The sequence below is a fragment of the Citrobacter sp. RHBSTW-00029 genome (genome assembly GCF_014104295.1).
Classification (GTDB): Bacteria; Pseudomonadota; Gammaproteobacteria; order Enterobacterales; family Enterobacteriaceae; genus Citrobacter; species Citrobacter youngae.
On record NZ_JABXRT010000001.1, the window covers coordinates 713,087 to 737,450 of the forward strand.

Genomic DNA, 24,364 nt, shown 5'->3' on the forward strand with positions numbered 1-24,364 from the left:
GGCGCTTTGCGGTTCTTTACGTTAGCTCACTGTCTGATTCAGCTGAACGGAAACTGATACTCACCAGCGTTCCCCCGCCGGAAGGTTGCGAGAAGGTCAGCGTACCGCTGAGTCTCTCTGCACGCTCACGCATGATATTCAGACCGTAGTGCCCCGTAGGCTCATGAGGCTCACCGATACCGACACCGTTATCACGGATATAAACGGTATGATTACCATCCGGCGCGGTAACACAGCTGACAGCAATTTCGCTGGCATTGGCATGCTTAATGGCATTCAGCACCGCTTCACGGACGATTTGTAACAGATGCACCTGCATTTGCGCGTCCAGTGCCAGTGTTGGCAGTCGACAATCGAGAGTCAGTTTAGCCGATGTTTGATTTTGCAACGTTTCCAGCATTTCATGCAGGGCAGAAGGCAAATCGGCCTGCTGTAAGGTCAGGCGGAAGGTGGTAAGCAGTTCGCGCAATTGGCGATAAGCATCATTCAGCGCCTGGGAGAAGTCCGCCATGATGCTTTGCGCCGGAACGTTATCCTGCGGAATAGCGCGTTTCAGTAGCGTAAGCTGAATACGTAAATAAGAGAGCACCTGCGCCAGCGAGTCGTGCAGCTCGCGGGCGATAGTTGCTCGCTCTTCCATTAGCAGCAGTTGCTGAAAATGCTTTTGCGCCTGGTTGAAGTACAGCCCGCGCCCGAGCATAGTTGATACGCTGTTGAGCAGTGGTGTGGAAGCATTCACATTCGGGCTTTGCCAGTGCAGTTCACCGTAAACTGTATCTTGCATCGTGACGGGCAGGATCTGCATTGGCAGTTCAGGGCTTGCCGTTCCTTCGCTGATTCGCCAGTTATCACCGACGGTGAGCTCCAGGAAATACGCGGCGTCATGTTCGCGGACAATCTGTAAAATATGGCGGAAGCAGTACACATCAATCTGGCTGGTATTCAGTGCCTGGGAACATTGATATAACACTTCCAGACGGCGATTGGCTTCGTGGAGATCGTGGGTTTTCTCGGCGACGGAGGCTTCCAGTGAACGGTACAGCTTATGCAACTCACTCGACATCTGGCTAAACGTTTTTGCCAGTAATCCCAGTTCGTTGGGGAGTTGTGTATCCAGCGGTGAGATATCAAACCGACCGTGTTCAATATGCTGGCTGGCCATCACCAGCTTATTCAGCGGACGCACCACCTGCTGGCGAATACGCCGTAGCGTAAAGAAGACGAGGGTGAAGATGCCGATCCCCCCCGCCAGCGATATGCCAAAAACCAACATCACCTTGCGTTCGGCATAATGCTGAAGTGCCAGCACGAAGAGATCGATTTGATCGACATAGCTATTGATATTGGCCTGGTACCATTTTAAATCGCCATCGATCAGACGGGCGTTCATTTCCAGCCAGTTGGCATGCAGGCGGCCATAGCGGCTTTTTACCGCTTGCGGGACATACCATGCGTTCAGATTTTGTAATGCGGGCGAGTTTAACGCCTGCTGGAAAAGCTGGCGGTGAGCGTTGAGCTGTGGGCTTTGGCTTTGCAGATCGTAACCCAAACGGTAGCTTTGCATGCGCAATGAGCCCGCAACGTTGATGGCCTCAGCATCCCGCAAGCTGCTGGTCAGCGTAAGCAGTGCAATACCCGTTGAGAGAATCGACAGCAACACTATATAGAAAAAAGCCTTAGCCAGGCTGGCTGAGACCGGACGCTTTACCGTCACTTGCGCACCCTCACACAATTCACGCCACGCTCCGACTCAACCTGAACGATTCAGCGTATTTGATAAATGTTAAAAAAGTAATCATGAAACTGATTGTTAAATGAAACACAATTTCATATTCGATGAAATAAATTGATCTGCCACAGGTTCTGGATAAATAGTTGTGCTTCCTGGGCAAATGAACATTGCCGCCCTCTTCAGGGTCGGTTAATAACAACAGTCATATAAAGAATAAGGTTTTCGCAACCAAAAAAGAAGGAAGCCATGAATCGTTTTATTATGGTCAATAGCCAACAGTGCCTGGGATGCCACGCCTGTGAGGTCGCATGTGTCATGGCCCACAACGGCGAGCAGCATGTCCTGAGCCAACGGCATTTTCAGCCCCGGATTACTGTCATCAAGCATCAGCAACAACGCAGTGCAGTCACCTGCCACCACTGTGAAGATGCCCCCTGCGCCAGAAGTTGCCCGAATGGGGCCATTAGTCATGAGTACGACAGCGTTCAGGTAAATGCGCAAAAGTGTATTGGCTGCAAATCGTGCGCCGTGGCCTGTCCTTTTGGTACGATGCAGATCGTACTCACTCCGGTCGCTAAAGGAAAGGTAAAAGCAACGGCGCACAAATGCGACCTGTGTCATGGGCGTGAAGAGGGCCCGGCTTGCGTGGAGAACTGTCCGGCGCAGGCGTTGCAACTGGTGACGGAGAATTCGCTTACCGGTCTGTCAAAAGCGCGCAGGTTGCGTACCGCCAGTCTGGAAAGCCAGCCATGGCATACCAGCGCTACCGATTTTGTTCCACATATCATCACCAAACGTGAGCAAATGCAGGCGACGCCTGCGCGTGGCGAGCCGGATAAACTGCCGATTGAGGCGCGTAAAACCAGTTTTGAAGAGATCTATCTGCCGTTTCGCACAGTGCAGGCTGAACGGGAAGCGTCCCGCTGCCTGAAATGCGGCGACCACAGTATTTGCGAATGGACCTGCCCGCTGCATAACCACATCCCGCAGTGGATTGAACTGGTAAAAGCCGGGAATATCGATGCGGCGGTTGAGCTTTCTCACCAGACCAACTGCTTACCCGAAGTGACCGGGCGCGTGTGCCCGCAGGACCGACTCTGCGAAGGAGCCTGTACCGTGCGTAACGAGCATGGCGCGGTGACTATCGGTAATATTGAGCGTTACATCTCCGATCGGGCGCTGAGCAAAGGATGGCGACCCGACCTAAGCCATGTGCAGAAAGTCGATAAACGCGTTGCCATCATCGGCGCAGGTCCGGCGGGCCTGGCCTGCGCGGATGTGCTGGCGCGTAGCGGTATCAGCGCTACCGTGTACGATCGCCACCCCGAAATCGGCGGTTTGCTGACGTTCGGCATTCCGGCCTTCAAACTGGACAAATCGCTGCTGACGCGTCGCCGTGAAATCTTCAGCGCCATGGGTATTCATTTCGAGCTGAACTGTGAGGTCGGCAAGGACGTGGCGCTGGCCGCGTTACTCGAGGACTACGATGCCGTGTTTGTGGGCGTCGGGACTTATCGCTCGATGAAGGCGGATCTGCCGAATGAAGACGCGCCTGGCGTGTATGACGCGCTGCCGTTCCTGATTGCCAATACCAAGCAGGTGATGGGGCTGGACGAGTTGCCTGAAGAGCCGTTTATCGACACCGCAGGGCTGAACGTGGTCGTGCTGGGCGGCGGTGATACGGCGATGGATTGTGTACGTACCGCGCTGCGTCACGGTGCAAGCCAGGTGACCTGCGCCTATCGTCGTGATGAAGCCAACATGCCGGGTTCGAAAAAAGAGGTGAAGAACGCGCGTGAAGAGGGGGCCAATTTCGAGTTTAACGTCCAGCCGGTGGAGCTGGTGCTGAATGCCGACGGTCGCGTCAGCGGCGTGCGTTTCTTACGAACCCAGCTCGGTGAGCCTGATGCGCAGGGGCGTCGTCGCCCGGTTCCCATCGCCGGGAGTGAGTTTGTCATGCCAGCAGATGCGGTGATCATGGCGTTTGGTTTTCACCCGCATGGCATGCCGTGGCTCGAGAGTCAGGGTGTGAAGGTCGATAACTGGGGACGTATTGCCGCCGATGTTGAAAGCGCATACCGTTATCAAACCAGCAACCCGAAAATCTTTGCCGGTGGTGATGCGGTTCGCGGTGCGGATCTGGTTGTTACAGCGATGGCGGAAGGGCGGCATGCCGCACAAGGCATCATTGATTGGCTGGGTGTAAAATCAGTCAAATCTCACTAATCAGCGTCCAGGCCGGATAAAACGCGTTAGCGTTGCCATCCGGCAATGTGCCGGATGAATGCCTGATGGCGCTTTGCTTATCAGGCATTCATAGTTCCAGGACAAACCCGGTTTCACGGCGTAGTATTATTTCTCACTTCTCACCGTGGAGTCGGTATGTCGCAAAAAATCACCCTCATCAAAGATAAAGTCCTGTCCGATAACTACTTCATCCTGCGCAATATCACCTATGACCTGACCCGCAGCAATGGCGAGGTCATTCGCCACAAACGTGAGGTTTACGATCGCGGTAACGGCGCCACAGTTTTGCTGTATAACCCGGAGAAAAAAACCGTCGTGCTGACCCGTCAGTTTCGTATTGCGACCTGGGTTAACGGCAATGAAAGTGGACAATTGATTGAAGCCTGCGCCGGGTTGCTGGACAACGATGAGCCGGAAGTTTGCATTCGTAAAGAAGCCATTGAAGAGACTGGCTATGAAGTGGGCGAAGCACGGAAACTTTTTGAGTTATATATGTCGCCGGGTGGCGTGACGGAGATAATCCACTTTTTTATCGCGCAATACAGTGACAGTCAGCGCGCAAATGCGGGTGGCGGTATTGAAGATGAGGATATTGAAGTACTGGAATTGCCTTTTGAACAGGCACTGTCGATGATCAAAACGGGCGAGATTCGCGACGGGAAAACGGTGCTGCTACTGAACTACCTGCAATCGTCGCATCTTATGGATTAGCGATCAGGGCTTATATTTCTTTACAAAGATACAGGCCAATCCGACGATTCTTATTGAGCCTCATTAGTCGCGCAAGGAAGATACCGCCTGGGCTGTGTGTTTTGATTTCGGAGTTGTACCGTCCATGCGCTATCGCATTATTTTCGTGTTCCTGCTCGGCCTGCTACCGGCCCATTTGCTGTGGGCGGCGCCTGCGCAACAGGCGTTTGCTGACTGGCAGGTGACGTGCAATAACCAAAACTTCTGCGTGGCGCGAAATACGGGAGATCATCACGGTCTGGTGATGACCCTGAGCCGCAGCGCCGGGGCACATACCGATGCCGTGTTGCGTATTGAACTTGGCGGTATGGATTCTCCTGATGTCAAAGAGGCAGATATTGCGCCGCGCTTGCTGCTGGACGGCGCGCCACTCCCACTGGCCGGTGAACACTGGCGTCTTACGCCCTGGCATTTGATGACGGATGATCCGGCTACCATCGCTACATTTTTACAAGCCGTGCAGGATGCGAAAGCCATTACCCTGCAAAAAGGTACGCAAACGCTTTCTCTGTCTGGGCTGAAAGCAGCATTGTTGTTTATTGATGCGCAACAAAAGCGCGTCGGTAGCGAAACCGCCTGGATTGAGAAAGGTGACGAGCCGCCGCTCAGCGTTCCGCCAGCTCCCGCTCTGAAAGGTGTGGCGGTGGTTAATTCCACGCCAACGCCACTCACTCAACAGGAGCGTAATGAGCTGTTGGATTATGGCAACTGGCGGATCAATGGCATCCGCTGTTCACTCGATCCCATGCGTCGTGAGATGCGGGTTTTCGCCTTAACGGACGACAAAGCTCTGCTGATGATCGGCTGCGAAGCAGGGGCATACAACACGATCGATCTGGCATGGACCGTTTCTCGTACCACACCGTTTACCTCTCGCGCTGTACGTCTGAGCCTGCCATTTAAAACCGATGCTGACAGTACCGACATGGAGCTGACCAACGCTACGTTTGACGAGAAATCTCGCGAATTGGTCACTCTCGCCAAAGGGCGAGGTTTATCGGACTGCGGGATCCAGACTCGCTGGCGGTTTGACGGCCAGCGCTTTCGTTTGGTGCGTTACGCACAAGAGCCAAGCTGTGATAACTGGCATGGACCAGATGCCTGGCCCACGCTGTGGATTACGCGTTAATTTAATGCCGGATGCGACTGCGCCTTATACGGCCTGATGGTGATAGATGTCGTAGGCCTGATAAGACGCGTGAGCGTCGCCATCAGGTGTTCAGCACCTTATGCGCTTTGTCGACGATGTTCTCCACCGTAAAGCCGAAGAACGGGAACAGCTTGTCTGCCGGGGCAGATTCCCCATAACCGGTCATGCCGACAATAGCCCCTTTCAGGCCGACATATTTGTACCAATAGTCGGCAATACCCGCTTCTATCGCCACGCGTGCGCTGACGTTTGCCGGCAGGACCGACTCCCGGTACGCCTCATCCTGGGCGTCGAAGATATCAGTTGAGGGCAGAGAAACTACCCGTACGTTACGGCCTTCACCGGTCAGTTTTTCCGCCGCCAGCAATGTAATTTCCATTTCTGAACCTGTGGCAATCAGGATGACATCCGGCTTACCGCCGCTATCCTTCAGCACATAGCCGCCGCGGGCAATCTGCTGCACCTGCTCAGGCGTGCGTTCAACCTGTGCCAGATTCTGCCTGGAGAGGATCAGCGCCGTAGGGCCGTTATGACGCTCGACTGCCAGCTTCCAACCCACTGCCGCCTCAACCTGATCGCACGGTCGCCAGGTGCTGAAATTCGGCGTCAGTCGCAGGCTGGCGAGCTGTTCGACGGCCTGATGCGTGGGACCGTCTTCCCCCAGACCAATTGAGTCGTGGGTATAAACCATAATTTGTCGGGCTTTCATCAGCGCCGCCATGCGCGCGGCATTGCGGGCATATTCGACAAACATCAGGAACGTGGCAGTGTACGGTACGAAGCCCCCGTGGTGCGCGATACCATTGGCAATGGCGGTCATGCCAAATTCCCGCACGCCGTAGTGGATGTAGTTTCCTGCATGATCCTCTTTAAGAGAGGAGGAGCCTTTCCAGATGGTCAGGTTGCTGGGTGCCAGATCCGCCGAGCCGCCGAGCAGTTCTGGCAGTATCGGCCCATAGGCGTTCAGGGTATTTTGCGAAGCTTTACGGGTGGCTATTTTGGCTGGGTTGGCTTGCAGGTCGGTAATATATTTCTGGGTTGTTGCTTCCCACTCCTTAGGCAGTCCGCCGCTCATCCGGCGAGTGAACTCTGCCGCCAGTTCCGGGTAGGCTTGTTCGTAAGCTGCGAATTTCTCCTTCCAGCCCTGTTGCGCTTTTTCGCCTTTCTCGCGTGCGTCCCATGCCCGGTAAATCTCTTTGGGGATTTCAAAAGCAGGATGATGCCACCCCAGTTTCTGCCGGGTCAACGCCACTTCTTCTTCGCCCAGCGCAGCGCCGTGCGCTTCCTCTTTCCCTGCTTTATTCGGTGAGCCAAAACCAATCACCGTGCGGCAGATAATCAGCGACGGTTTATCGGTAACAGCCTGCGCTTCCTGAATGGCTTTTTTCACCGCCTCAGGGTCATGACCGTCAATGTCGTGCACTACATGCCAGTGGTAGGCCTCAAAGCGTTTTGCAGTATCGTCGGTAAACCAGCCGTCAGTTTCGCCATCAATTGAGATGCCGTTGTGATCGTAGAAGCCGATAAGTTTGCCAAGCCCCAGCGTGCCCGCCAGCGAACAGGCTTCGTGGGAAATCCCCTCCATCAGACAACCGTCGCCCATAAAGACATAAGTAAAGTGGCTGACAATCTCATGGTCCGGCTGGTTAAACTGCGCCGCCAGCGTGCGTTCGGCAATCGCCATTCCGACAGCGTTGGCTAAACCCTGGCCCAGCGGTCCGGTGGTGGTTTCCACGCCCGGCGTGTAGCCAATTTCCGGGTGACCTGGCGTCTTCGAATGGAGCTGACGGAAGTTCTTTAATTCTTCGATCGGCAGGTCGTAACCGGAAAGATGCAATAGGCTGTAAAGCAGCATTGAGGCGTGGCCGTTGGACAGAATAAACCGGTCACGATCGTACCAGGTGGGATCGGTCGGGTTATGGCGGAGAAAATCGTTCCACAGCACTTCGGCGATATCTGCCATTCCCATCGGTGCGCCGGGATGGCCTGAGTTGGCTTTTTGGACGGCATCCATACTCAGCGCACGAATGGCATTGGCAAGCTCTTTACGGGTCATAGGAAATACTCCTTGAAAAGTAAAGCGTTAGAGCGTGTGTTAATTCACACTTTTGGAGAATTTGCAGGCGTTGTCAGCAAAAAGCATAGCAGACAGGCATGGTATTGCTGGCTTAAGCAGGTAACATGGCTGTTATAAATTGATAACAAATTCTTTCTTTGAGTAGTGAGAGTTTGGCGACCTTCAAAGTTTGCGCCGCTGACAGAGGTGATAATGTGCGGCTCAATAGAAGGGTTACCTGCGACACTTTTTTGATCGATACGTGAAAGGAACAACAAGATGGATGACCAGTTAAAACAAAGCGCCCTCGATTTCCACGAATTTCCAGTACCAGGCAAAATTCAGGTTTCTCCGACCAAACCGCTTGCCACTCAACGTGACCTTGCGCTGGCCTATTCACCCGGTGTTGCAGCTCCGTGTCTGGAAATTGAAAAAGACCCGCTGGCCGCCTACAAATACACCGCGCGCGGTAATCTGGTTGCGGTTATTTCCAACGGTACGGCGGTGCTGGGGCTGGGCAACATTGGCGCGCTGGCTGGCAAGCCGGTGATGGAAGGGAAAGGCGTTCTGTTTAAGAAATTCGCCGGAATTGACGTGTTTGACATCGAAGTTGATGAACTCGATCCGGATAAATTTATCAACGTGGTCGCGGCTCTTGAGCCGACGTTTGGCGGTATCAACCTCGAAGATATCAAAGCGCCGGAATGCTTCTACATTGAGCAAAAGCTGCGTGAGCGCATGAATATTCCGGTCTTCCACGACGATCAGCACGGCACGGCAATCATCAGTACCGCCGCCATTCTTAACGGTCTGCGGGTGGTGGAGAAAAATATCTCCGACGTGCGCATGGTGGTGTCTGGCGCAGGCGCGGCGGCGATTGCCTGTATGAACCTGCTAGTGGCGCTGGGCATGCAGAAACACAACATTGTGGTCTGCGACTCCAAAGGCGTGATTTATAAAGATCGTGAACCGAATATGGCCGAAACCAAAGCGGCCTACGCGGTGGTGGATGACGGTAAGCGCACGCTGGACGACGTGATTGATGGCGCAGACATTTTCCTCGGTTGCTCCGGCCCGAAAGTGCTGACCCAGGAAATGGTCAAGAAAATGGCGCGCGCGCCGATGATTCTTGCACTCGCTAACCCGGAACCGGAAATTCTGCCGCCGCTGGCAAAAGAGGTACGTCCCGACGCCATCATCTGCACCGGCCGCTCTGATTATCCGAACCAGGTTAACAACGTGCTGTGCTTCCCGTTCATCTTCCGCGGCGCGCTGGACGTCGGTGCTACCGCCATCAACGAAGAGATGAAGCTGGCCGCGGTACATGCGATTGCGGAACTGGCGCATGCCGAGCAGAGCGAAGTTGTGGCCTCAGCCTATGGCGATCAGGACCTGAGCTTTGGCCCGGAATATATTATTCCTAAACCGTTCGACCCGCGCCTGATCGTCAAAATAGCGCCTGCGGTGGCGAAGGCGGCGATGGACTCTGGCGTGGCGACGCGCCCGATTGCCGACTTTGATGCTTACATCGATAAGCTGAGTGAGTTTGTCTACAAAACTAACTTGTTCATGAAGCCGATTTTCTCGCTGGCACGCAAAGCGCCGAAGCGCGTGGTATTGACGGAAGGGGAAGAGGCGCGTGTGCTGCACGCCACCCAGGAATTGATCACTTTAGGTCTGGCGAAGCCGATCCTGATTGGTCGTCCGAGCGTGATCGAGATGCGCATCCAGAAACTGGGTCTGCAGATCAAAGCGGGCGTTGATTTTGAAATAGTCAACAATGAATCCGATCCGCGCTTTAAAGAGTACTGGAGTGAGTATTATCAGATCATGAAGCGCCGTGGGATCACCCAGGAGCAGGCGCAGCGGGCGGTGATTGCTAATACCACGGTGATTGGTGCGATCATGGTGCAGCGCGGTGAAGCGGATGCGATGATCTGCGGTACGATCGGCGACTACCACGAGCACTTCAGCGTGGTGAACGCGGTATTCGGTCACCGTGACGGTGTGCATACGGCGGGGGCAATGAACGCGCTGCTGCTGCCAAGCGGTAATACCTTTATCGCCGATACCTACGTCAACGACGACCCGACGCCGGATCAACTGGCTGAAATCGCCATTATGGCGGCAGAAACCGTGCGTCGCTTTGGTATCGAACCGAAGGTAGCGTTGCTGTCGCACTCCAACTTTGGTTCATCTAACTGCCCGTCGGCCAGCAAAATGCGCGAAGCGCTGGCGCTGATTAAGGCACGTGCGCCAGAACTGATGATTGACGGTGAAATGCACGGTGACGCCGCGCTGGTGGAAAGTATTCGTAATGACCGGATGCCGGACAGCCCGCTGAAAGGCTCCGCCAATATTCTGGTGATGCCGAATATGGAAGCCGCGCGTATTAGTTACAACTTACTACGTGTTTCAAGTTCCGAGGGCGTAACGGTTGGCCCGGTACTGATGGGCGTAGCGAAACCGGTTCACGTATTAACACCGATCGCCTCTGTTCGTCGTATCGTTAATATGGTGGCGCTGGCGGTCGTTGAAGCACAGACTCAGCCGCTGTAATTTCACTTTAATTAATTCCGGCGCGGGTTTCTCCCGCGCCTTTTTATTTCCCTTTTCTTAGTGATCCACTTCACCTTTTAAACCTGGTTGCCGAATTTTGTTATTTACTCTGACAAAAAATTGCCACGATGGGGGCAGTTTTAGCGGAGGCGGTGAGCAATGGAAAAAGAACGCATTATTCAGGAATTTGTGCCGGGGAAACAGGTCACGCTGGCGCATCTCATTGCGCACCCCGGTGAGGAACTGGCGAAAAAGATCGGCGTTCCCGAAGCGGGCGCTATCGGTATTATGACGCTGACGCCAGGTGAAACCGCAATGATTGCTGGTGACTTAGCCATGAAAGCGGCGGATGTACACATCGGCTTTCTCGATAGATTCAGCGGCGCGCTGGTGATCTACGGCTCGGTTGGCGCGGTAGAGGAAGCGTTATTACAGACGGTAAGCGGTCTGGGGCGATTATTAAATTTCACTTTGTGCAACCTGACAAAAAGTTAATCAGAGGCGGCGATGAAACGTATTGCATTCGTCGGTACGGTGGGGGCGGGGAAAACAACGCTCTTTAATGCGCTACAGGGGAATTATTCCCTCGCCAGAAAAACACAGGCCGTGGAGTTTAATGAAAACGGCGATATCGATACGCCAGGAGAATATTTTAGCCATCCGCGCTGGTATCACGCCTTAATTACCACGCTGCAGGATGTCGATACGTTGATTTATATACATGCGGCAAATGATCTAGAAAGTCGCTTACCTGCCGGGCTGTTGGATATCGGCGCCAGTAAACGACAAATCGCCGTTATCAGCAAAACGGATGTGCCGGATGCCAATGTCGCCGCAACGCGACAATTACTTCGCGGGATAGGGTTTCAGGAGCCGATTTTTGAGCTCAATAGCCACGACCCAAGCAGTGTGCAGCACCTGGTGGATTATCTGACTGAGCTCAGCCAAAAGGAGGAAAGGGCAGGTGAAAAAACTCATCACAGCTAACGATATTCGTGCGGCCCACGCACGCGGCGAACAGGACGTATCGGTTGTTCTGCGCGCCAGCATCATCACCCCGGAGGCGCGCGAAGTTGCGGCGCTGTTGGGCGTCACTATCACTGAATGCGATGAATCCGCTCCGGCCACTGTGTCGGCCACTACAGCAGCGCCTGCTGCGGTGGATGACGGCAAAACGGAAAGCCAACGTATTCGCGAAACCATCATTGCACAACTGCCGGAAGGACAGTTTACCGAAAGTCTGGTCGCGCAACTGATGGACAAAGTGATGAAGGAAAAGCAGTCGCTGGAGCAGGGCGGAATGCAGCCGAGTTTTAACTCGGTGACCGGTAAAGGCGGCGTGAAAGTCATCGACGGCAGCAGTGTGAAGTTTGGCCGTTTTGATGGCGCGCAACCGCACTGCGTCGGCTTAACCGACTTAGTCACTGACCAGGACGGTAGCAGCATGGCCGCCGGGTTTATGCAGTGGGATAACGCATTTTTCCCATGGACGCTGAACTACGACGAAATCGACATGATTCTGGAAGGCGAGCTGCACGTTCGCCATGAAGGCGAAACCATGATTGCCAAAGCCGGGGACGTGATGTTTATCCCGAAAGGCTCCAGCATCGAATTTGGTACGCCATCAACAGTGAAGTTCCTGTATGTGGCCTGGCCTGCGATCTGGCAGTCCTGCTAAGGCGGATGTATGAAGGATTTCATTACCGAAGCATGGCTCAGAGCGAATCATACGCTCAGCGAAGGGGCTGAAATTCATCTCCCCGCTGATGCCCGCCTGACGCCGTCTGCCCGGGAGCTGCTGGAAAGCCGTCGTCTGCGCATTAAGTATATCGACGAGCAGGGAAGCTTGTTTGTTGACGACGAGGAACAGCAGCCGCAGCCGGTACATGGTTTGACCAGCAGCGATACACATCCGCAGGCGACCTGTGAACTGTGTCATCAACCGGTGGCGAAGAAACCTGACACACTGACACATCTGACGGCGGACAAAATGGTCGCCAAAAGTGACCCCAGACTTGGATTTCGCGCCGCGCTGGACAGCACCATTGGTCTGGCCGTGTGGTTGCAAATTGAACTGGCGGAACCCTGGCAGCCGTGGCTGGCGGATATTCGCTCGCGCCTGGGCAACATTATGCGTGCTGATGCTGTGGACGAACCGCTGGCCGCACAGGCCATCGTTGGCTTAAGCGACGAAGATTTACACCGGCTCTCGCACCAGCCGCTGCGTTACCTGGACCACGATCATCTGGTGCCGGAAGCCAGCCACGGACGTGATTGCGCGTTGCTTAATCTGCTGCGTACCAAAGTCCGCGAAACGGAAACGGTGGCCGCTCAGGTGTTTATCACCCGCAGTTTTGACGTTATGCGGCCAGACATTCTGCAGGCGCTCAACCGTCTTTCCAGCACGGTTTACGTGATGATGATTCTGAGCGTAGCGAAGCATCCGCTAAGCGTCAGCCAAATCCAACAGCGACTGGGGGAGAAGTCATGATCATTGAACGTGCTCGCCAACTCGCTAAACAAACGCCGGCTCGGGTGGTGTTCCCGGATGCGCTGGATGTACGGGTGCTGAAAGCCGCCAATTACCTGCACCAGCATGGTCTGGCACGCCCCATTCTCGTCGCCAGCCCGTTTGCGCTGCGTCAGTTTGCGCTCAGCCATCGCGTAGCCATGGACGGTATTCAGGTTATTGATCCACAAAGCAATGTACAGATGCGTGAAGAGTTTGCTCTGCGCTGGCTGGCCCGCGCGGGCGAAAAAACGCCGCCGGATGCGCGAGAGAAGCTCAACGATCCGCTGATGTTTGCCGCCGCGATGGTCAGCGCCGGTAAAGCCGATGTGTGTATTGCGGGCAACCTGTCGTCAACGGCAAATGTGCTGCGCGCAGGATTGCGCATTATTGGATTACAACCTGGTTGCAAAACGCTGTCGTCAATTTTCCTGATGCTGCCGCAGTATCTCGGGCCGTCATTAGGGTTTGCAGATTGTAGCGTTGTGCCGCAGCCCACCGCTGCACAGCTGGCGGACATCGCCATCGCCAGCGCTGAAACCTGGAAAGCGATTACCGGTGAAGAACCGCGTGTCGCCATGCTGTCGTTTTCCAGCAACGGCAGTGCTCGTCATCCCAATGTCGCTAACGTGCAGCAGGCGACCGAGATCGTTCGTGAGCGCGCTCCACAGCTTACCGTGGATGGGGAACTGCAGTTTGATGCTGCCTTTGTGCCGGATGTCGCCGCGCAAAAAGCGCCCGCCAGTCCGTTAAAGGGCAATGCCAATGTGATGGTTTTCCCATCGCTGGAGGCAGGCAATATTGGTTATAAAATCGCCCAGCGTTTGGGAGGGTATCGTGCCGTTGGCCCCTTGATTCAGGGACTTGCCGCACCACTCCACGACCTCTCTCGCGGCTGTAGCGTACAGGAAATTATCGAACTGGCGTTGGTGGCAGCTGTGCCGCGCCAGACTGACGTGAGCCGTGAAAGCGTCTCGCAAACACTGGTTGAATGAACGGTCCCGTTCTGGACCCCTTTGATTAAGAGGAAAGCACAATGGAAGCATTAGGAATGATTGAAACCCGGGGCCTGGTTGCACTGATTGAGGCTTCTGACGCGATGGTTAAAGCGGCACGCGTGAAACTGGTTGGCGTGAAGCAGATCGGTGGCGGCCTGTGTACTGCCATGGTTCGTGGTGATGTTGCAGCCTGCAAAGCGGCTACGGATGCTGGTGCTGCTGCCGCGCAGCGTATCGGTGAACTGGTTTCTGTACACGTTATCCCGCGTCCGCATGGCGATCTGGAAGAAGTGTTCCCGATCAGCTTCAAAGGCGACAGCAACGATATGTAAGTCGTCCATGTGACGCCACTGGATCGTTAAGAGAAAGCTGGCGTCACCCTCTCTCCTTTTCACATTACCTTCTGCGGAGGGTAGGGGGAGGTTTTACCTGAAATATGCCACGGAGGCGGGTATGAAACTGGCAATCGTCACAGGACAAATTGTTTGTACCGTTCGCCATCAGGGGCTCGCGCACGACAAGTTGCTGATGGTGGAAATGATTGATGCCCAGGGAAATCCCGACGGGCAGTGCGCTGTTGCGATAGACAGCATCGGGGCGGGAACCGGAGAGTGGGTGCTGCTGGTCAGTGGAAGCTCAGCCCGCCAGGCGCACCATAACGACTCATCGCCTGTCGATCTGTGCGTGATTGGCATCGTCGATGAAGTGGTGGCAGGTGGGAAAGTGGTATTTCACAAATAAGGCAGAAAATCATGAATCAACAGGATATTGAACAGGTCGTGAAAGCGGTGCTGCTGAAAATGAAAGACAGCAGTCAACCCGTCAGTGCCGTTCAAGAAATGGGCGTCTTTGCCTCCCTGGATGACGCAGTGGCGGCAGCAAAACTGGCCCAGCAGGGGCTGAAAAGCGTCGCTATGCGCCAACTGGCCATTCACGCCATTCGTGAAGCGGGCGAAAAACACGCCAGAGAATTAGCGGAATTTGCCGTCAGTGAAACCGGCATGGGGCGCGTTGAAGATAAATTTGCCAAAAACGTGGCGCAGGCTCGCGGTACCCCGGGCGTGGAATGCCTGTCTCCACAGGTATTGACCGGCGATAACGGCCTGACGCTGATTGAAAACGCACCGTGGGGCGTGGTGGCTTCGGTAACGCCGTCCACCAACCCGGCGGCGACCGTCATTAACAACGCCATCAGCCTGATTGCCGCGGGTAACAGCGTCGTCTTTGCGCCGCATCCGGCAGCAAAAGGCGTTTCTCAGCGCGCGATCGGCCTGCTTAACCAGGCGGTAGTCGCCGCAGGTGGTCCGGCAAACCTGCTGGTTACCGTTGCTAACCCGGATATCGAAACCGCACAGCGTCTGTTCAAGTACCCGGGCATCGGACTGCTGGTCGTCACCGGTGGTGAAGCGGTGGTGGAGTCTGCGCGTAAGCATACCAACAAGCGTCTGATTGCCGCTGGTGCCGGTAACCCGCCGGTGGTGGTGGATGAAACGGCCGATCTGACCCGCGCCGCGCAGTCCATCGTCAAAGGCGCATCGTTTGATAACAACATTATCTGTGCCGATGAAAAAGTGCTGATTGTCGTGGATAGCGTTGCTGATGAACTGATGCGTCTGATGGAAGGCCAGCACGCGGTCAAACTGACGACCGCCCAGGCTGAACAGCTGCAACCGGTACTGCTGAAAAATGTCGATGAGCGCGGTAAAGGCACAGTCAGCCGTGACTGGGTCGGGCGCGATGCGGCAAAAATCGCCGCGGCGATCGGCCTGAATGTTCCGGAGCAAACCCGCTTGTTGTTCGTTGAAACCTCCGCCACGCATCCGTTTGCTGTGACTGAACTGATGATGCCGGTGCTGCCGGTGGTGCGGGTGGCTAACGTTGACGAAGCCATTGCGCTGGCCGTTACGCTCGAAGGTGGTTGTCACCATACGGCGGCGATGCACTCACGCAACATCGACAACATGAACCGTATGGCTAACGCCATCGACACCAGCATTTTCGTCAAGAACGGACCGTGCATTGCCGGTCTTGGGCTTGGCGGCGAAGGCTGGACGACCATGACCATTACCACGCCAACCGGGGAAGGGGTGACCAGTGCGCGCACGTTTGTACGCCTGCGTCGCTGTGTGCTGGTGGATGCGTTTCGCATCGTATAAGGAGTGAAAGAGATGGCGCATGACGAACAACTGTGGCTCACACCCAGACTGCAAAAAGCGGCATCGCTGTGTAACCAGACGCCTGCCGTAAGCGATTCACCGCTGTGGCTGGGCGTTGATTTGGGGACCTGTGATGTGGTGTCGATGGTTGTTGACAGCGATGGGCAGCCGGTTGCGGTTTGTCTGGACTGGGCTGACGTCGTGCGCGATGGCATCGTCTGGGATTTCTTCGGTGCTGTGACCATTGTTCGTCGCCATCTCGATACGCTCGAGCAACAACTGGGTTGCCGTTTTACTCATGCGGCTACCTCATTCCCGCCGGGCACTGACCCGCGTATCTCTATCAACGTGCTGGAGTCTGCCGGGCTTGAGGTGAGCCATGTGCTGGATGAGCCAACCGCCGTGGCGGATCTGCTGGCGCTTGATAACGCCGGAGTCGTCGATATCGGCGGTGGTACGACCGGTATCGCCATTGTGAAACAGGGCAAAGTGACTTACTCCGCCGATGAAGCGACCGGTGGGCACCACATTTCCCTGACGCTTGCCGGGAACCGTCGTATTCAACTGGAAGAAGCCGAGCAGTTCAAACGCAGCAACGGCAAAGAAATCTGGCCGGTGGTTAAGCCGGTTTACGAAAAGATGGCGGAAATCGTCGCCCATCATATTGCCGGACAAGGGATAACGGATTTATGGCTGGCCGGTGGGTCCTGTATGCAGCCGGGTGTTGATGAGCTTTTTCGTAAGCGTTTCCCGGAGCTGCAGGTGCATTTACCGCAGCACAGTCTGTTTATGACCCCGCTGGCGATTGCCAATAGCGGAAAAGTAAAAGCGGAAGGAATCTATGCAAGCTGAATTGCAGACCGCGCTCTTTCAGGCATTCGATGCCCTGAATCTGCAACGCGTAAAAACGTTCAGCGCTCCACCGGTCACATTATGCGGACTGGGAGCGCTCAGCACCTGCGGACAGGAAGCGCAAACGCGCGGACTGACGCATATGTTCATCATGGTTGATAGCTTCCTGCATCAGGCGGGAATGACCGCCGCACTGGAACGCAGCCTGGCGATGAAAGGCGTGGCGATGACGCTGTGGCCATGTCCGGTAGGCGAACCGTGCATCACTGACGTCTGCGCGGCGGTCGCGCAACTGCGCGAATCAAAATGTGACGGCGTGGTGGCCTTTGGCGGCGGCTCGGTACTGGATGCCGCTAAAGCAGTGGCGCTGCTGGTGACCAACCCGACGCAAACGCTGGCTGACATGACCGAGCACAGCGTGCTGCGCCCGCGTCTGCCGCTGATTGCCGTGCCAACCACCGCCGGGACCGGGTCAGAAACCACCAACGTTACGGTGATTATCGACGCCGCCACCGGACTCAAAAAAGTGCTGGCCCACGCAACCCTGATGCCGGACGTCGCCATTCTGGATGCCGCGGTAACGGAAGGCGTTCCGGCGCACGTGACGGCAATGACCGGCATTGACGCGCTGACCCATGCCGTTGAAGCGTACAGCGCGCTGAACGCGACGCCGTTTACCGACAGCCTGGCGATTGGCGCGATTGCGATGATCGGCAAATCGCTGCCGAAAGCGGTGGGCTACGGCCACGATCTGGCGGCGCGTGAAAGCATGTTACTGGCGTCCTGCATGGCGGGAATGGCGTTTTCCAGCGCGGGGCTGGGCCTGTGTCACGCGATGGCGCACCAGCCGGGTGCGACGCTGCACATCCCACACGGACAGGCTAACGCCATGCTGCTACCCACGGTAATGGGGTTCAACCGCATGGTGTGTCGTGAGCGCTTCAGCCATATCGGCAGGGCGTTAACCAATAAGAAATCAGACGATCGTGACGCCATCAGCGCGGTCAGCGAGCTGATCGCCGAAGTGGGCCAGACCAAACGGCTCTCAGACGTTGGGGCAAAACCCGAGCATTACAGCGCATGGGCACACGCCGCGCTGGAGGATATTTGTATTCGCAGTAACCCACGCACCGCCACGCAGGCCGAAATTATCGCGTTGTATGCGGCGGCACAATAAATACACATATGACAGGGAGTGAAGGCTATGGGAATTAACGAAATCATCATGTACATCATGATGTTCTTTATGCTGATTGCCGCCGTGGACAGGATCCTGTCGCAGTTCGGCGGTTCGGCGCGCTTCCTCGGTAAGTTCGGTAAGAGCATTGAGGGATCGGGCGGTCAGTTTGAAGAAGGCTTTATGGCAATGGGCGCGCTGGGCCTGGCGATGGTCGGTATGACCGCGCTGGCGCCGGTACTGGCGCATGTGCTCGGGCCGGTAATTATTCCGCTGTATGAAATGCTGGGCGCGAACCCGTCGATGTTTGCCGGAACGCTGCTGGCGTGCGATATGGGCGGCTTCTTCCTGGCGAAAGAACTGGCGGGCGGCGACGTGGCGGCATGGTTGTACTCTGGCCTGATCCTTGGCGCGATGATGGGACCGACGCTGGTGTTCTCCATTCCGGTTGCGCTGGGAATTATTGAACCGTCTGACCGTCGTTATCTGGCGCTGGGCGTGCTGGCCGGTATCGTCACCATTCCGATTGGCTGTATTGCGGGTGGTCTGGTCGCGATGTACTCCGGCGTGGAAATCAACGGTCAGCCGGTGGAGTTCACCTTTGCGCTGATCCTGATGAACATGATCCCGGTGCTGATCGTGGCCGTGCTGGTGGCGCTGGGACTGAAATTCATCCCGGAAAAAATGATCAACGGCTTCCAGATCTTCGCCAAGTTCCTGGTAGCGCTGATCACCCTCGGTCTGGCTGCGGCAGTCATCAAGTTCCTGCTCGGCTGGGAGCTGATCCCAGGTCTTGATCCTATTTTCATGGCGCCAGGCGACAAGCCGGGTGAAGTGATGCGCGCCATCGAAGTTATCGGTTCTATCTCCTGTGTGCTGCTGGGTGCCTACCCAATGGTGCTGCTGCTGACCCGCTGGTTTGAAAAACCGCTGATGAGCGTCGGCAACCTGTTAAAAGTCAATAACATTGCGGCTGCGGGTATGGTGGCAACGCTTGCCAACAACATCCCAATGTTCGGCATGATGAAAAACATGGATACCCGCGGCAAAGTGATCAACTGCGCGTTCGCGGTCTCAGCGGCCTTCGCGCTGGGTGACCACTTAGGCTTCGCCGCTGCCAACATGAACGCCATGATCTTCCCGATGATTGTCGGCAAGCTGATCGGCGGCGTGACGGCGATTGGCGTGGCTATGCTGTTAGTACCGAAAGACGAAGATGTTCCGGCACCAGCAGAAACCAATCCGGAGGCGCAATCGTGAATACTCGCCAGCTACTCAGCGTCGGTATCGATATCGGCACCACCACCACTCAGGTGATCTTCTCCCGCCTTGAGCTGGTTAACCGTGCGGCAGTGTCGCAGGTGCCGCGCTACGAATTCATCAAACGCGAAATTAGCTGGCAAAGCCCGGTGTTCTTTACCCCCGTTGATAAGCAGGGCGGGTTGAAAGAGGCCGAACTGAAAGCCCTGATCCTCGCCCAGTATCAGGCGGCGGGGATTGCGCCAGAGACCGTCGATTCCGGCGCGATCATCATTACCGGGGAAAGCGCCAAAACGCGCAACGCGCGCCCGGCGGTGATGGCGCTCTCCCAGTCGCTGGGGGATTTCGTGGTTGCCAGCGCCGGTCCGCATCTGGAATCGGTGATTGCCGGTCACGGTGCGGGGGCACAAACCCTGTCCGAGCAGAAGTTGTGCCGCGTACTGAATATCGACATCGGCGGCGGTACGTCGAATTACGTCCTGTTCGACGCGGGAAAAGTCAGCGGCTCGGCCTGCCTGAACGTCGGCGGGCGGCTACTGGAAACGGACGGTCAGGGGCGCGTAGTACATGCGCATCAGCCGGGGCAGATGATTGTTGATGACGTATTTGGTCCAGGCACTGATGCCCGAACCCTCAATGCGGCGCAGCTTGTTCAGGTGGCCCGACGGATGGCGGCGCTGATTGTGGAGGTGATTGACGGCACGCTTTCACCGCTGGCGCAGGCGCTGATGCAAACCGGTCTGCTGCCTGTTGGCGTGAAGCCTGAAGTGATTACGTTGTCCGGCGGGGTGGGCGAGTGCTACCGCAACCAACCTGCCGATCCGTTCTGTTTTTCCGACATTGGGCCGCTGTTAGCAACGGCGCTGCATGAACATCCGCGCCTGCGTGAGATGAACGTGCAGTTTCCGGCGCAAACCGTGCGCGCCACGGTGATTGGCGCCGGTGCGCATACGCTGTCGCTTTCAGGCAGCACTATCTGGCTGGAGGGTGTGGCGCTTCCGCTGCGCAATCTGCCGGTGGCGATTCCGGTTGATGAGTCTGATCTGGTGGCGGCCTGGCAGCAGGCGCTGCTGCAGCTCGACCTTGATCCGAAAACCGACGCCTACGTGCTGGCGCTGCCCGGTTCGCTACCGGTGCGCTACGCCGCGCTGTTAACGGTGATTGATGCGCTGCTGGCCTTTGTCGCGCGCTATCCTAATCCGCATCCCCTGCTGGTGGTAGCCGAGCAGGATTTTGGTAAAGCCCTGGGCATGCTGTTACGCCCACAGTTACAGCAACACCCGCTGGCGGTCATCGATGAGGTGGTTGTCCGGGCGGGGGACTATATCGACATTGGTACGCCTCTTTTTGGCGGATCGGTTGTGCCGGTGACGGTGAAATCACTCGCATTTCCTTCCTGAGGGAACGACTTATGAAACTAAAGACCACATTGTTCGGCAATGTTTATCAGTTTAAGGATGTTAAAGAGGTGCTGGCAAAAGCCAACGAACTGCGTTCGGGGGATGTGCTGGCAGGCGTGGCTGCAACCAGTTCGCAAGAGCGCGTGGCGGCTAAGCAGGTATTGTCGGAAATGACGGTGGCGGATATCCGCAACAACCCGGTGATTTCCTATGAAGAGGACTGCGTGACGCGTCTTATTCAGGATGACGTCAACGAAACGGCCTATAACCGCATCAAAAACTGGAGTATCAGCGAGCTGCGCGAGTACGTGCTGAGCGATGAAACCTCCGTGGATGACATTGCGTTTACGCGCAAAGGGTTAACGTCGGAAGTGGTCGCCGCGGTAGCAAAAATCTGCTCTAACGCGGACCTGATCTACGGCGGTAAGAAAATGCCGGTGATCAAAAAGGCTAACACCACCATCGGTTTGCCGGGCACCTTCAGCTGTCGTTTACAGCCGAACGACACCCGTGATGACGTGCAGAGTATTGCTGCACAAATCTATGAAGGGCTGTCCTTCGGTGCGGGCGATGCGGTAATTGGCGTCAACCCGGTCACGGATGACGTGGAAAACTTAAGCCGCGTGCTCGATACCGTGTATGGCGTTATCGACAAGTTCAATATTCCGACCCAGGGCTGCGTACTGGCGCACGTGACCACCCAGATCGAAGCGATTCGTCGCGGCGCACCGGGCGGGCTGATTTTCCAGAGTATCTGCGGCAGTGAGAAAGGTTTAAAAGAATTTGGCGTTGAGCTGGCGATGCTGGATGAGGCGCGTGCAGTGGGCGCGGAGTTCAACCGCATCGCCGGGGAAAACTGCCTGTACTTTGAAACCGGGCAAGGGTCTGCGCTCTCCGCTGGCGCTAACTTTGGTGCCGATCAGGTGACGATGGAAGCGCGTAACTACGGGCTGGCGCGTCACTACGATCCGTTCCTGGTGAACACCGTGGTGGGCTTTATCGGGCCGGAATATCTCTACAACGACCGTCAGATTATTCGCGCGGGCTTGGAAGATCACTTCATGGGCAAGCTGAGCGGCATCTCAATGGGCTGCGACTGCTGCTACACCAACCATGCTGATGCTGACCAGAACCTTAACGAAAACCTGATGATTCTGCTCGCCACCGCTGGCTGCAACTACATCATGGGCATGCCGCTCGGTGACGACATCATGCTCAACTACCAGACCACCGCCTTCCACGACACCGCGACCGTGCGTCAGTTGCTGAACCTGCGTCCGTCACCGGAGTTTGAACGCTGGCTGGAAACCATGGGCATTATGGCAAACGGTCGCCTGACCAAACGGGCGGGCGATCCGTCACTGTTCTTCTGATGACGCGGGGATGACATACGATGGATCAAAAACAGATTGAAGAAATTGTACGCAGTGTAATGGCGTCAATGGGGGAGTCACAGCCGCAGGCTCAAGCGCCGTCACCAGAAGCGAAATGCAGCACTACGCAGTGCGCCGCACCAACGGGTGAAAGCTGTGCGATGGACTTAGGTTCAGCCGAAGCGAAAGCGTGGATTGGCGTTGAGAACCCGCACCGTGCCGAAGTGCTGACCGAGCTGCGCCGCAGCACCGCCGCGCGTGTATGTACCGGTCGTGCCGGTCCGCGCCCGCGCACTCAGGCGCTGCTGCGCTTCCTGGCCGACCACTCGCGTTCAAAAGACACAGTGTTGAAAGAAGTCCCGGAAGAGTGGGTGAAAGCGCAAGGCTTGCTGGAAGTACGCTCGGAAATCAGCGACAAAAACCTGTATCTGACGCGCCCGGACATGGGGCGTCGTCTGAGCGCAGAAGCCATTGAAGCGCTGAAATCACAGTGTGTAATGAATCCGGATGTGCAGGTGATTATCTCTGATGGCCTGTCTACCGACGCCATCACCGCTAACTACGAAGAGATCCTGCCGCCGCTGTTGTCGGGCTTAAAACAGGCCGGATTGAAGGTCGGGACGCCGTTCTTTGTGCGCTATGGGCGCGTGAAAATTGAAGATCAGATCGGCGAACTGCTGGGTGCAAAAGCGGTGATCCTGCTGGTTGGTGAACGTCCGGGCCTCGGCCAGTCGGAAAGTCTTTCTTGCTATGCCGTCTATTCGCCACGCGTGGCGACAACCGTTGAAGCTGACCGTACCTGTATCTCGAATATTCACCAGGGCGGTACGCCACCGGTTGAAGCGGCGGCGGTGATTGTGGATTTGGCCAAGCGCATGCTGGAGCAAAAAGCGTCCGGCATCAATATGACCCGTTAAGGAGGCATCATGCCAGCATTAGATTTGATTAGACCTTCAGTCACCGCAATGCGCGTGATTGCCTCGGTAAATGACGGTTTTGCCCGTGAACTTAAATTACCGCCACATATACGTAGTCTCGGACTCATCACAGCAGATTCTGATGACGTGGCGTATATTGCTGCAGACGAAGCGACAAAACAGGCGATGGTGGAAGTGGTTTATGGCCGCTCGCTGTATGCCGGCGCGGCGCACAGTCCCTCTCCAACCTCGGGCGAAGTGCTGATCATGCTCGGTGGACCTAACCCGGCCGAAGTTCGCGCCGGCCTGGACGCGATGGTCGCCAATATCGAAAGCGGCGCGGCGTTCCAGTGGGCCAATGACGCAGAAGATACCGCCTTCCTTGCGCACGTGGTTTCGCGTACCGGTTCGTATCTCTCGGCGACCGCAGGATGCCGACTTGGCGATCCGATGGCGTATCTGGTGGCTCCGCCGCTGGAAGCAACGTTTGGTATTGATGCTGCGCTCAAATCTGCCGATGTACAGATTGTCACCTACGTGCCGCCGCCGTCAGAAACCAACTACTCAGCGGCGTTTTTAACTGGTAGCCAGGCTGCCTGTAAAGCTGCCTGTAATGCTTTCGCTGATGCTGTTCTGGATATTGCCCGAAATCCGGTACAACGCGCGTAAGAGAGGTTGTGATGATCAATGCACTGGGATTACTGGAAGTGGATGGCATGGTGGCTGCCGTAGACGCGGCAGATGCCATGCTGAAAGCCGCGAACGTGCGTCTGCTCAGTCACCAGGTGCTGGATCCTGGCAGGCTGACTCTGGTGGTGGAAGGCGATCTGGCCGCGTGTCGTGCAGCGCTGGATGCCGGAAGCGCTGCCGCAGCGCGTACAGGACGTGTTGTCAGCCGCAAGGAGATAGGGCGGCCGGATGATGACACCCAGTGGCTGATCGGCGGTTTTACGCGCCAGCCGAAGAAACCCGCACCGAAGCCAGAAATGATGCCAGAAGACAAAGCGGAAAAGACGCAGGACACGCCTGTGACATCTGAATCTTCTGATGAACTCCTGGCGTTGTTGGCATCAACCCGTCAAGGAATGACGGCAGGGGAAGTGGCCGCGCACTTTGGCTGGTCACTTGATGAAGCCAGAAAGGCGCTGGAACAGCTCTTTTCTGACGGAGCGTTGCGTAAACGCAGTAGTCGCTATCGCTTAAAAAATTAACCTGTCGGAGGGCCGGG

Annotated in this window: 22 protein-coding genes; 20 read left to right on the top strand and 2 right to left on the bottom strand. The window is 56.0% G+C overall.

Annotated features, from left to right (window positions below; genetic code table 11):
• Positions 1-16: 16 nt before the first annotated feature.
• Positions 17-1,714, bottom strand: a complete 1,698-nt coding sequence (gene narQ / locus HV041_RS03400; RefSeq protein ID WP_048210954.1) for a nitrate/nitrite two-component system sensor histidine kinase NarQ — start codon at positions 1,712-1,714, stop codon at positions 17-19.
• A gap of 264 nt (positions 1,715-1,978) precedes the next feature.
• Between narQ and aegA the strand changes: the two genes are divergently transcribed.
• From aegA to HV041_RS03415, 3 genes are all read left to right on the top strand, one after another.
• Positions 1,979-3,958, top strand: coding sequence for a formate-dependent uric acid utilization protein AegA (gene aegA, locus HV041_RS03405; RefSeq protein WP_121584881.1), 1,980 nt, complete (start codon positions 1,979-1,981; stop codon positions 3,956-3,958).
• Positions 3,959-4,114: 156 nt separating this feature from the next.
• Positions 4,115-4,690: a GDP-mannose pyrophosphatase NudK gene (gene nudK / locus HV041_RS03410; protein ID WP_061068315.1), complete on the top strand. Its 576-nt coding sequence runs from the start codon at positions 4,115-4,117 to the stop codon at positions 4,688-4,690.
• A 124-nt stretch (positions 4,691-4,814) separates the two neighbouring features.
• A complete protein-coding gene (locus HV041_RS03415) occupies positions 4,815-5,858 on the top strand; it encodes a DUF1176 domain-containing protein (protein ID WP_048212548.1) in 1,044 nt (347 codons plus the stop codon).
• Positions 5,859-5,940: 82 nt separating this feature from the next.
• Here HV041_RS03415 and tkt read toward each other — a convergent pair whose 3' ends face one another.
• On the bottom strand, positions 5,941-7,935 hold the full coding sequence (tkt, locus tag HV041_RS03420; RefSeq protein WP_121584880.1) for a transketolase: 1,995 nt from the start codon (positions 7,933-7,935) through the stop codon (positions 5,941-5,943).
• Between the two features lie 279 nt (positions 7,936-8,214).
• Here tkt and maeB point away from each other — a divergent pair, with 279 nt between their 5' ends.
• From maeB to eutK, 17 genes are all read left to right on the top strand, one after another.
• Positions 8,215-10,494, top strand: coding sequence for an NADP-dependent oxaloacetate-decarboxylating malate dehydrogenase (gene maeB, locus HV041_RS03425; RefSeq protein WP_048210958.1), 2,280 nt, complete (start codon positions 8,215-8,217; stop codon positions 10,492-10,494).
• 159 nt (positions 10,495-10,653) lie between these two features.
• Positions 10,654-10,989: an ethanolamine utilization microcompartment protein EutS gene (gene eutS, locus HV041_RS03430; RefSeq protein ID WP_003037995.1), complete on the top strand. Its 336-nt coding sequence runs from the start codon at positions 10,654-10,656 to the stop codon at positions 10,987-10,989.
• Between the two features lie 12 nt (positions 10,990-11,001).
• Positions 11,002-11,481 (top strand): ethanolamine utilization acetate kinase EutP, encoded by a 480-nt coding sequence (gene eutP, locus HV041_RS03435; protein ID WP_096756223.1) that lies wholly within the window; start codon positions 11,002-11,004, stop codon positions 11,479-11,481.
• The gene (gene eutQ, locus HV041_RS03440) at positions 11,459-12,172 is read left to right on the top strand and encodes an ethanolamine utilization acetate kinase EutQ (protein WP_165712473.1); all 714 of its coding nucleotides are present in this window, start codon (positions 11,459-11,461) and stop codon (positions 12,170-12,172) included. Before eutP ends, eutQ begins: the two co-directional genes overlap by 23 nt.
• Positions 12,173-12,181: 9 nt before the next feature.
• The gene (gene eutT / locus HV041_RS03445; RefSeq protein WP_048210961.1) at positions 12,182-12,985 is read left to right on the top strand and encodes an ethanolamine utilization cob(I)yrinic acid a,c-diamide adenosyltransferase EutT; all 804 of its coding nucleotides are present in this window, start codon (positions 12,182-12,184) and stop codon (positions 12,983-12,985) included.
• Complete coding sequence (gene pta / locus HV041_RS03450; RefSeq protein WP_048210962.1) at positions 12,982-13,998, top strand: phosphate acetyltransferase; 1,017 nt, start codon at positions 12,982-12,984, stop codon at positions 13,996-13,998. Before eutT ends, pta begins: the two co-directional genes overlap by 4 nt.
• A gap of 41 nt (positions 13,999-14,039) precedes the next feature.
• A complete protein-coding gene (eutM, locus tag HV041_RS03455; protein ID WP_005121908.1) occupies positions 14,040-14,333 on the top strand; it encodes an ethanolamine utilization microcompartment protein EutM in 294 nt (97 codons plus the stop codon).
• 121 nt (positions 14,334-14,454) lie between these two features.
• Positions 14,455-14,742 (top strand): ethanolamine utilization microcompartment protein EutN, encoded by a 288-nt coding sequence (eutN, locus tag HV041_RS03460; RefSeq protein WP_005121909.1) that lies wholly within the window; start codon positions 14,455-14,457, stop codon positions 14,740-14,742.
• Between the two features lie 11 nt (positions 14,743-14,753).
• Complete coding sequence (locus HV041_RS03465; RefSeq protein ID WP_048210963.1) at positions 14,754-16,157, top strand: aldehyde dehydrogenase family protein; 1,404 nt, start codon at positions 14,754-14,756, stop codon at positions 16,155-16,157.
• 12 nt (positions 16,158-16,169) lie between these two features.
• Positions 16,170-17,009: an ethanolamine utilization protein EutJ gene (gene eutJ, locus HV041_RS03470; RefSeq protein ID WP_061068310.1), complete on the top strand. Its 840-nt coding sequence runs from the start codon at positions 16,170-16,172 to the stop codon at positions 17,007-17,009.
• Positions 16,999-18,186: an ethanolamine utilization ethanol dehydrogenase EutG gene (gene eutG, locus HV041_RS03475; RefSeq protein ID WP_165712471.1), complete on the top strand. Its 1,188-nt coding sequence runs from the start codon at positions 16,999-17,001 to the stop codon at positions 18,184-18,186. Before eutJ ends, eutG begins: the two co-directional genes overlap by 11 nt.
• 27 nt (positions 18,187-18,213) lie before the next feature.
• Positions 18,214-19,446 (top strand): ethanolamine utilization protein EutH, encoded by a 1,233-nt coding sequence (gene eutH, locus HV041_RS03480; RefSeq protein WP_003038023.1) that lies wholly within the window; start codon positions 18,214-18,216, stop codon positions 19,444-19,446.
• A complete protein-coding gene (gene eutA / locus HV041_RS03485) occupies positions 19,443-20,846 on the top strand; it encodes an ethanolamine ammonia-lyase reactivating factor EutA (RefSeq protein WP_121584877.1) in 1,404 nt (467 codons plus the stop codon). The genes eutH and eutA overlap by 4 nt, the downstream gene beginning before the upstream one ends.
• Positions 20,847-20,857: 11 nt before the next feature.
• The gene (eutB, locus tag HV041_RS03490; RefSeq protein WP_003038029.1) at positions 20,858-22,219 is read left to right on the top strand and encodes an ethanolamine ammonia-lyase subunit alpha; all 1,362 of its coding nucleotides are present in this window, start codon (positions 20,858-20,860) and stop codon (positions 22,217-22,219) included.
• Positions 22,220-22,239: 20 nt separating this feature from the next.
• A complete protein-coding gene (gene eutC / locus HV041_RS03495) occupies positions 22,240-23,136 on the top strand; it encodes an ethanolamine ammonia-lyase subunit EutC (RefSeq protein WP_048210968.1) in 897 nt (298 codons plus the stop codon).
• A gap of 9 nt (positions 23,137-23,145) precedes the next feature.
• Positions 23,146-23,805, top strand: coding sequence for an ethanolamine utilization microcompartment protein EutL (gene eutL, locus HV041_RS03500; protein WP_040233508.1), 660 nt, complete (start codon positions 23,146-23,148; stop codon positions 23,803-23,805).
• A gap of 11 nt (positions 23,806-23,816) precedes the next feature.
• A complete protein-coding gene (eutK, locus tag HV041_RS03505) occupies positions 23,817-24,347 on the top strand; it encodes an ethanolamine utilization microcompartment protein EutK (protein ID WP_048210969.1) in 531 nt (176 codons plus the stop codon).
• Positions 24,348-24,364: the final 17 nt, after the last annotated feature.

Bases quoted from the DNA above. Each gene is read 5' to 3' on its own strand.
- eutG (WP_165712471.1), top strand. From the start codon at position 16,999: ATGCAAGCTGAATTGCAGACCGCGCTCTTTCAGGCATTCGATGCCCTG.
- nudK (WP_061068315.1), top strand. From the start codon at position 4,115: ATGTCGCAAAAAATCACCCTCATCAAAGATAAAGTCCTGTCCGATAAC.
- aegA (WP_121584881.1), top strand. From the start codon at position 1,979: ATGAATCGTTTTATTATGGTCAATAGCCAACAGTGCCTGGGATGCCAC.
- eutL (WP_040233508.1), top strand. From the start codon at position 23,146: ATGCCAGCATTAGATTTGATTAGACCTTCAGTCACCGCAATGCGCGTG.
- maeB (WP_048210958.1), top strand. From the start codon at position 8,215: ATGGATGACCAGTTAAAACAAAGCGCCCTCGATTTCCACGAATTTCCA.
- eutK (WP_048210969.1), top strand. From the start codon at position 23,817: ATGATCAATGCACTGGGATTACTGGAAGTGGATGGCATGGTGGCTGCC.
- pta (WP_048210962.1), top strand. From the start codon at position 12,982: ATGATCATTGAACGTGCTCGCCAACTCGCTAAACAAACGCCGGCTCGG.
- eutT (WP_048210961.1), top strand. From the start codon at position 12,182: ATGAAGGATTTCATTACCGAAGCATGGCTCAGAGCGAATCATACGCTC.
- eutB (WP_003038029.1), top strand. From the start codon at position 20,858: ATGAAACTAAAGACCACATTGTTCGGCAATGTTTATCAGTTTAAGGAT.
- HV041_RS03465 (WP_048210963.1), top strand. From the start codon at position 14,754: ATGAATCAACAGGATATTGAACAGGTCGTGAAAGCGGTGCTGCTGAAA.
- eutJ (WP_061068310.1), top strand. From the start codon at position 16,170: ATGGCGCATGACGAACAACTGTGGCTCACACCCAGACTGCAAAAAGCG.
- eutP (WP_096756223.1), top strand. From the start codon at position 11,002: ATGAAACGTATTGCATTCGTCGGTACGGTGGGGGCGGGGAAAACAACG.
- eutC (WP_048210968.1), top strand. From the start codon at position 22,240: ATGGATCAAAAACAGATTGAAGAAATTGTACGCAGTGTAATGGCGTCA.
- eutS (WP_003037995.1), top strand. From the start codon at position 10,654: ATGGAAAAAGAACGCATTATTCAGGAATTTGTGCCGGGGAAACAGGTC.
- eutM (WP_005121908.1), top strand. From the start codon at position 14,040: ATGGAAGCATTAGGAATGATTGAAACCCGGGGCCTGGTTGCACTGATT.
- tkt (WP_121584880.1), bottom strand. From the start codon at position 7,935: ATGACCCGTAAAGAGCTTGCCAATGCCATTCGTGCGCTGAGTATGGAT.
- eutH (WP_003038023.1), top strand. From the start codon at position 18,214: ATGGGAATTAACGAAATCATCATGTACATCATGATGTTCTTTATGCTG.
- eutN (WP_005121909.1), top strand. From the start codon at position 14,455: ATGAAACTGGCAATCGTCACAGGACAAATTGTTTGTACCGTTCGCCAT.
- HV041_RS03415 (WP_048212548.1), top strand. From the start codon at position 4,815: ATGCGCTATCGCATTATTTTCGTGTTCCTGCTCGGCCTGCTACCGGCC.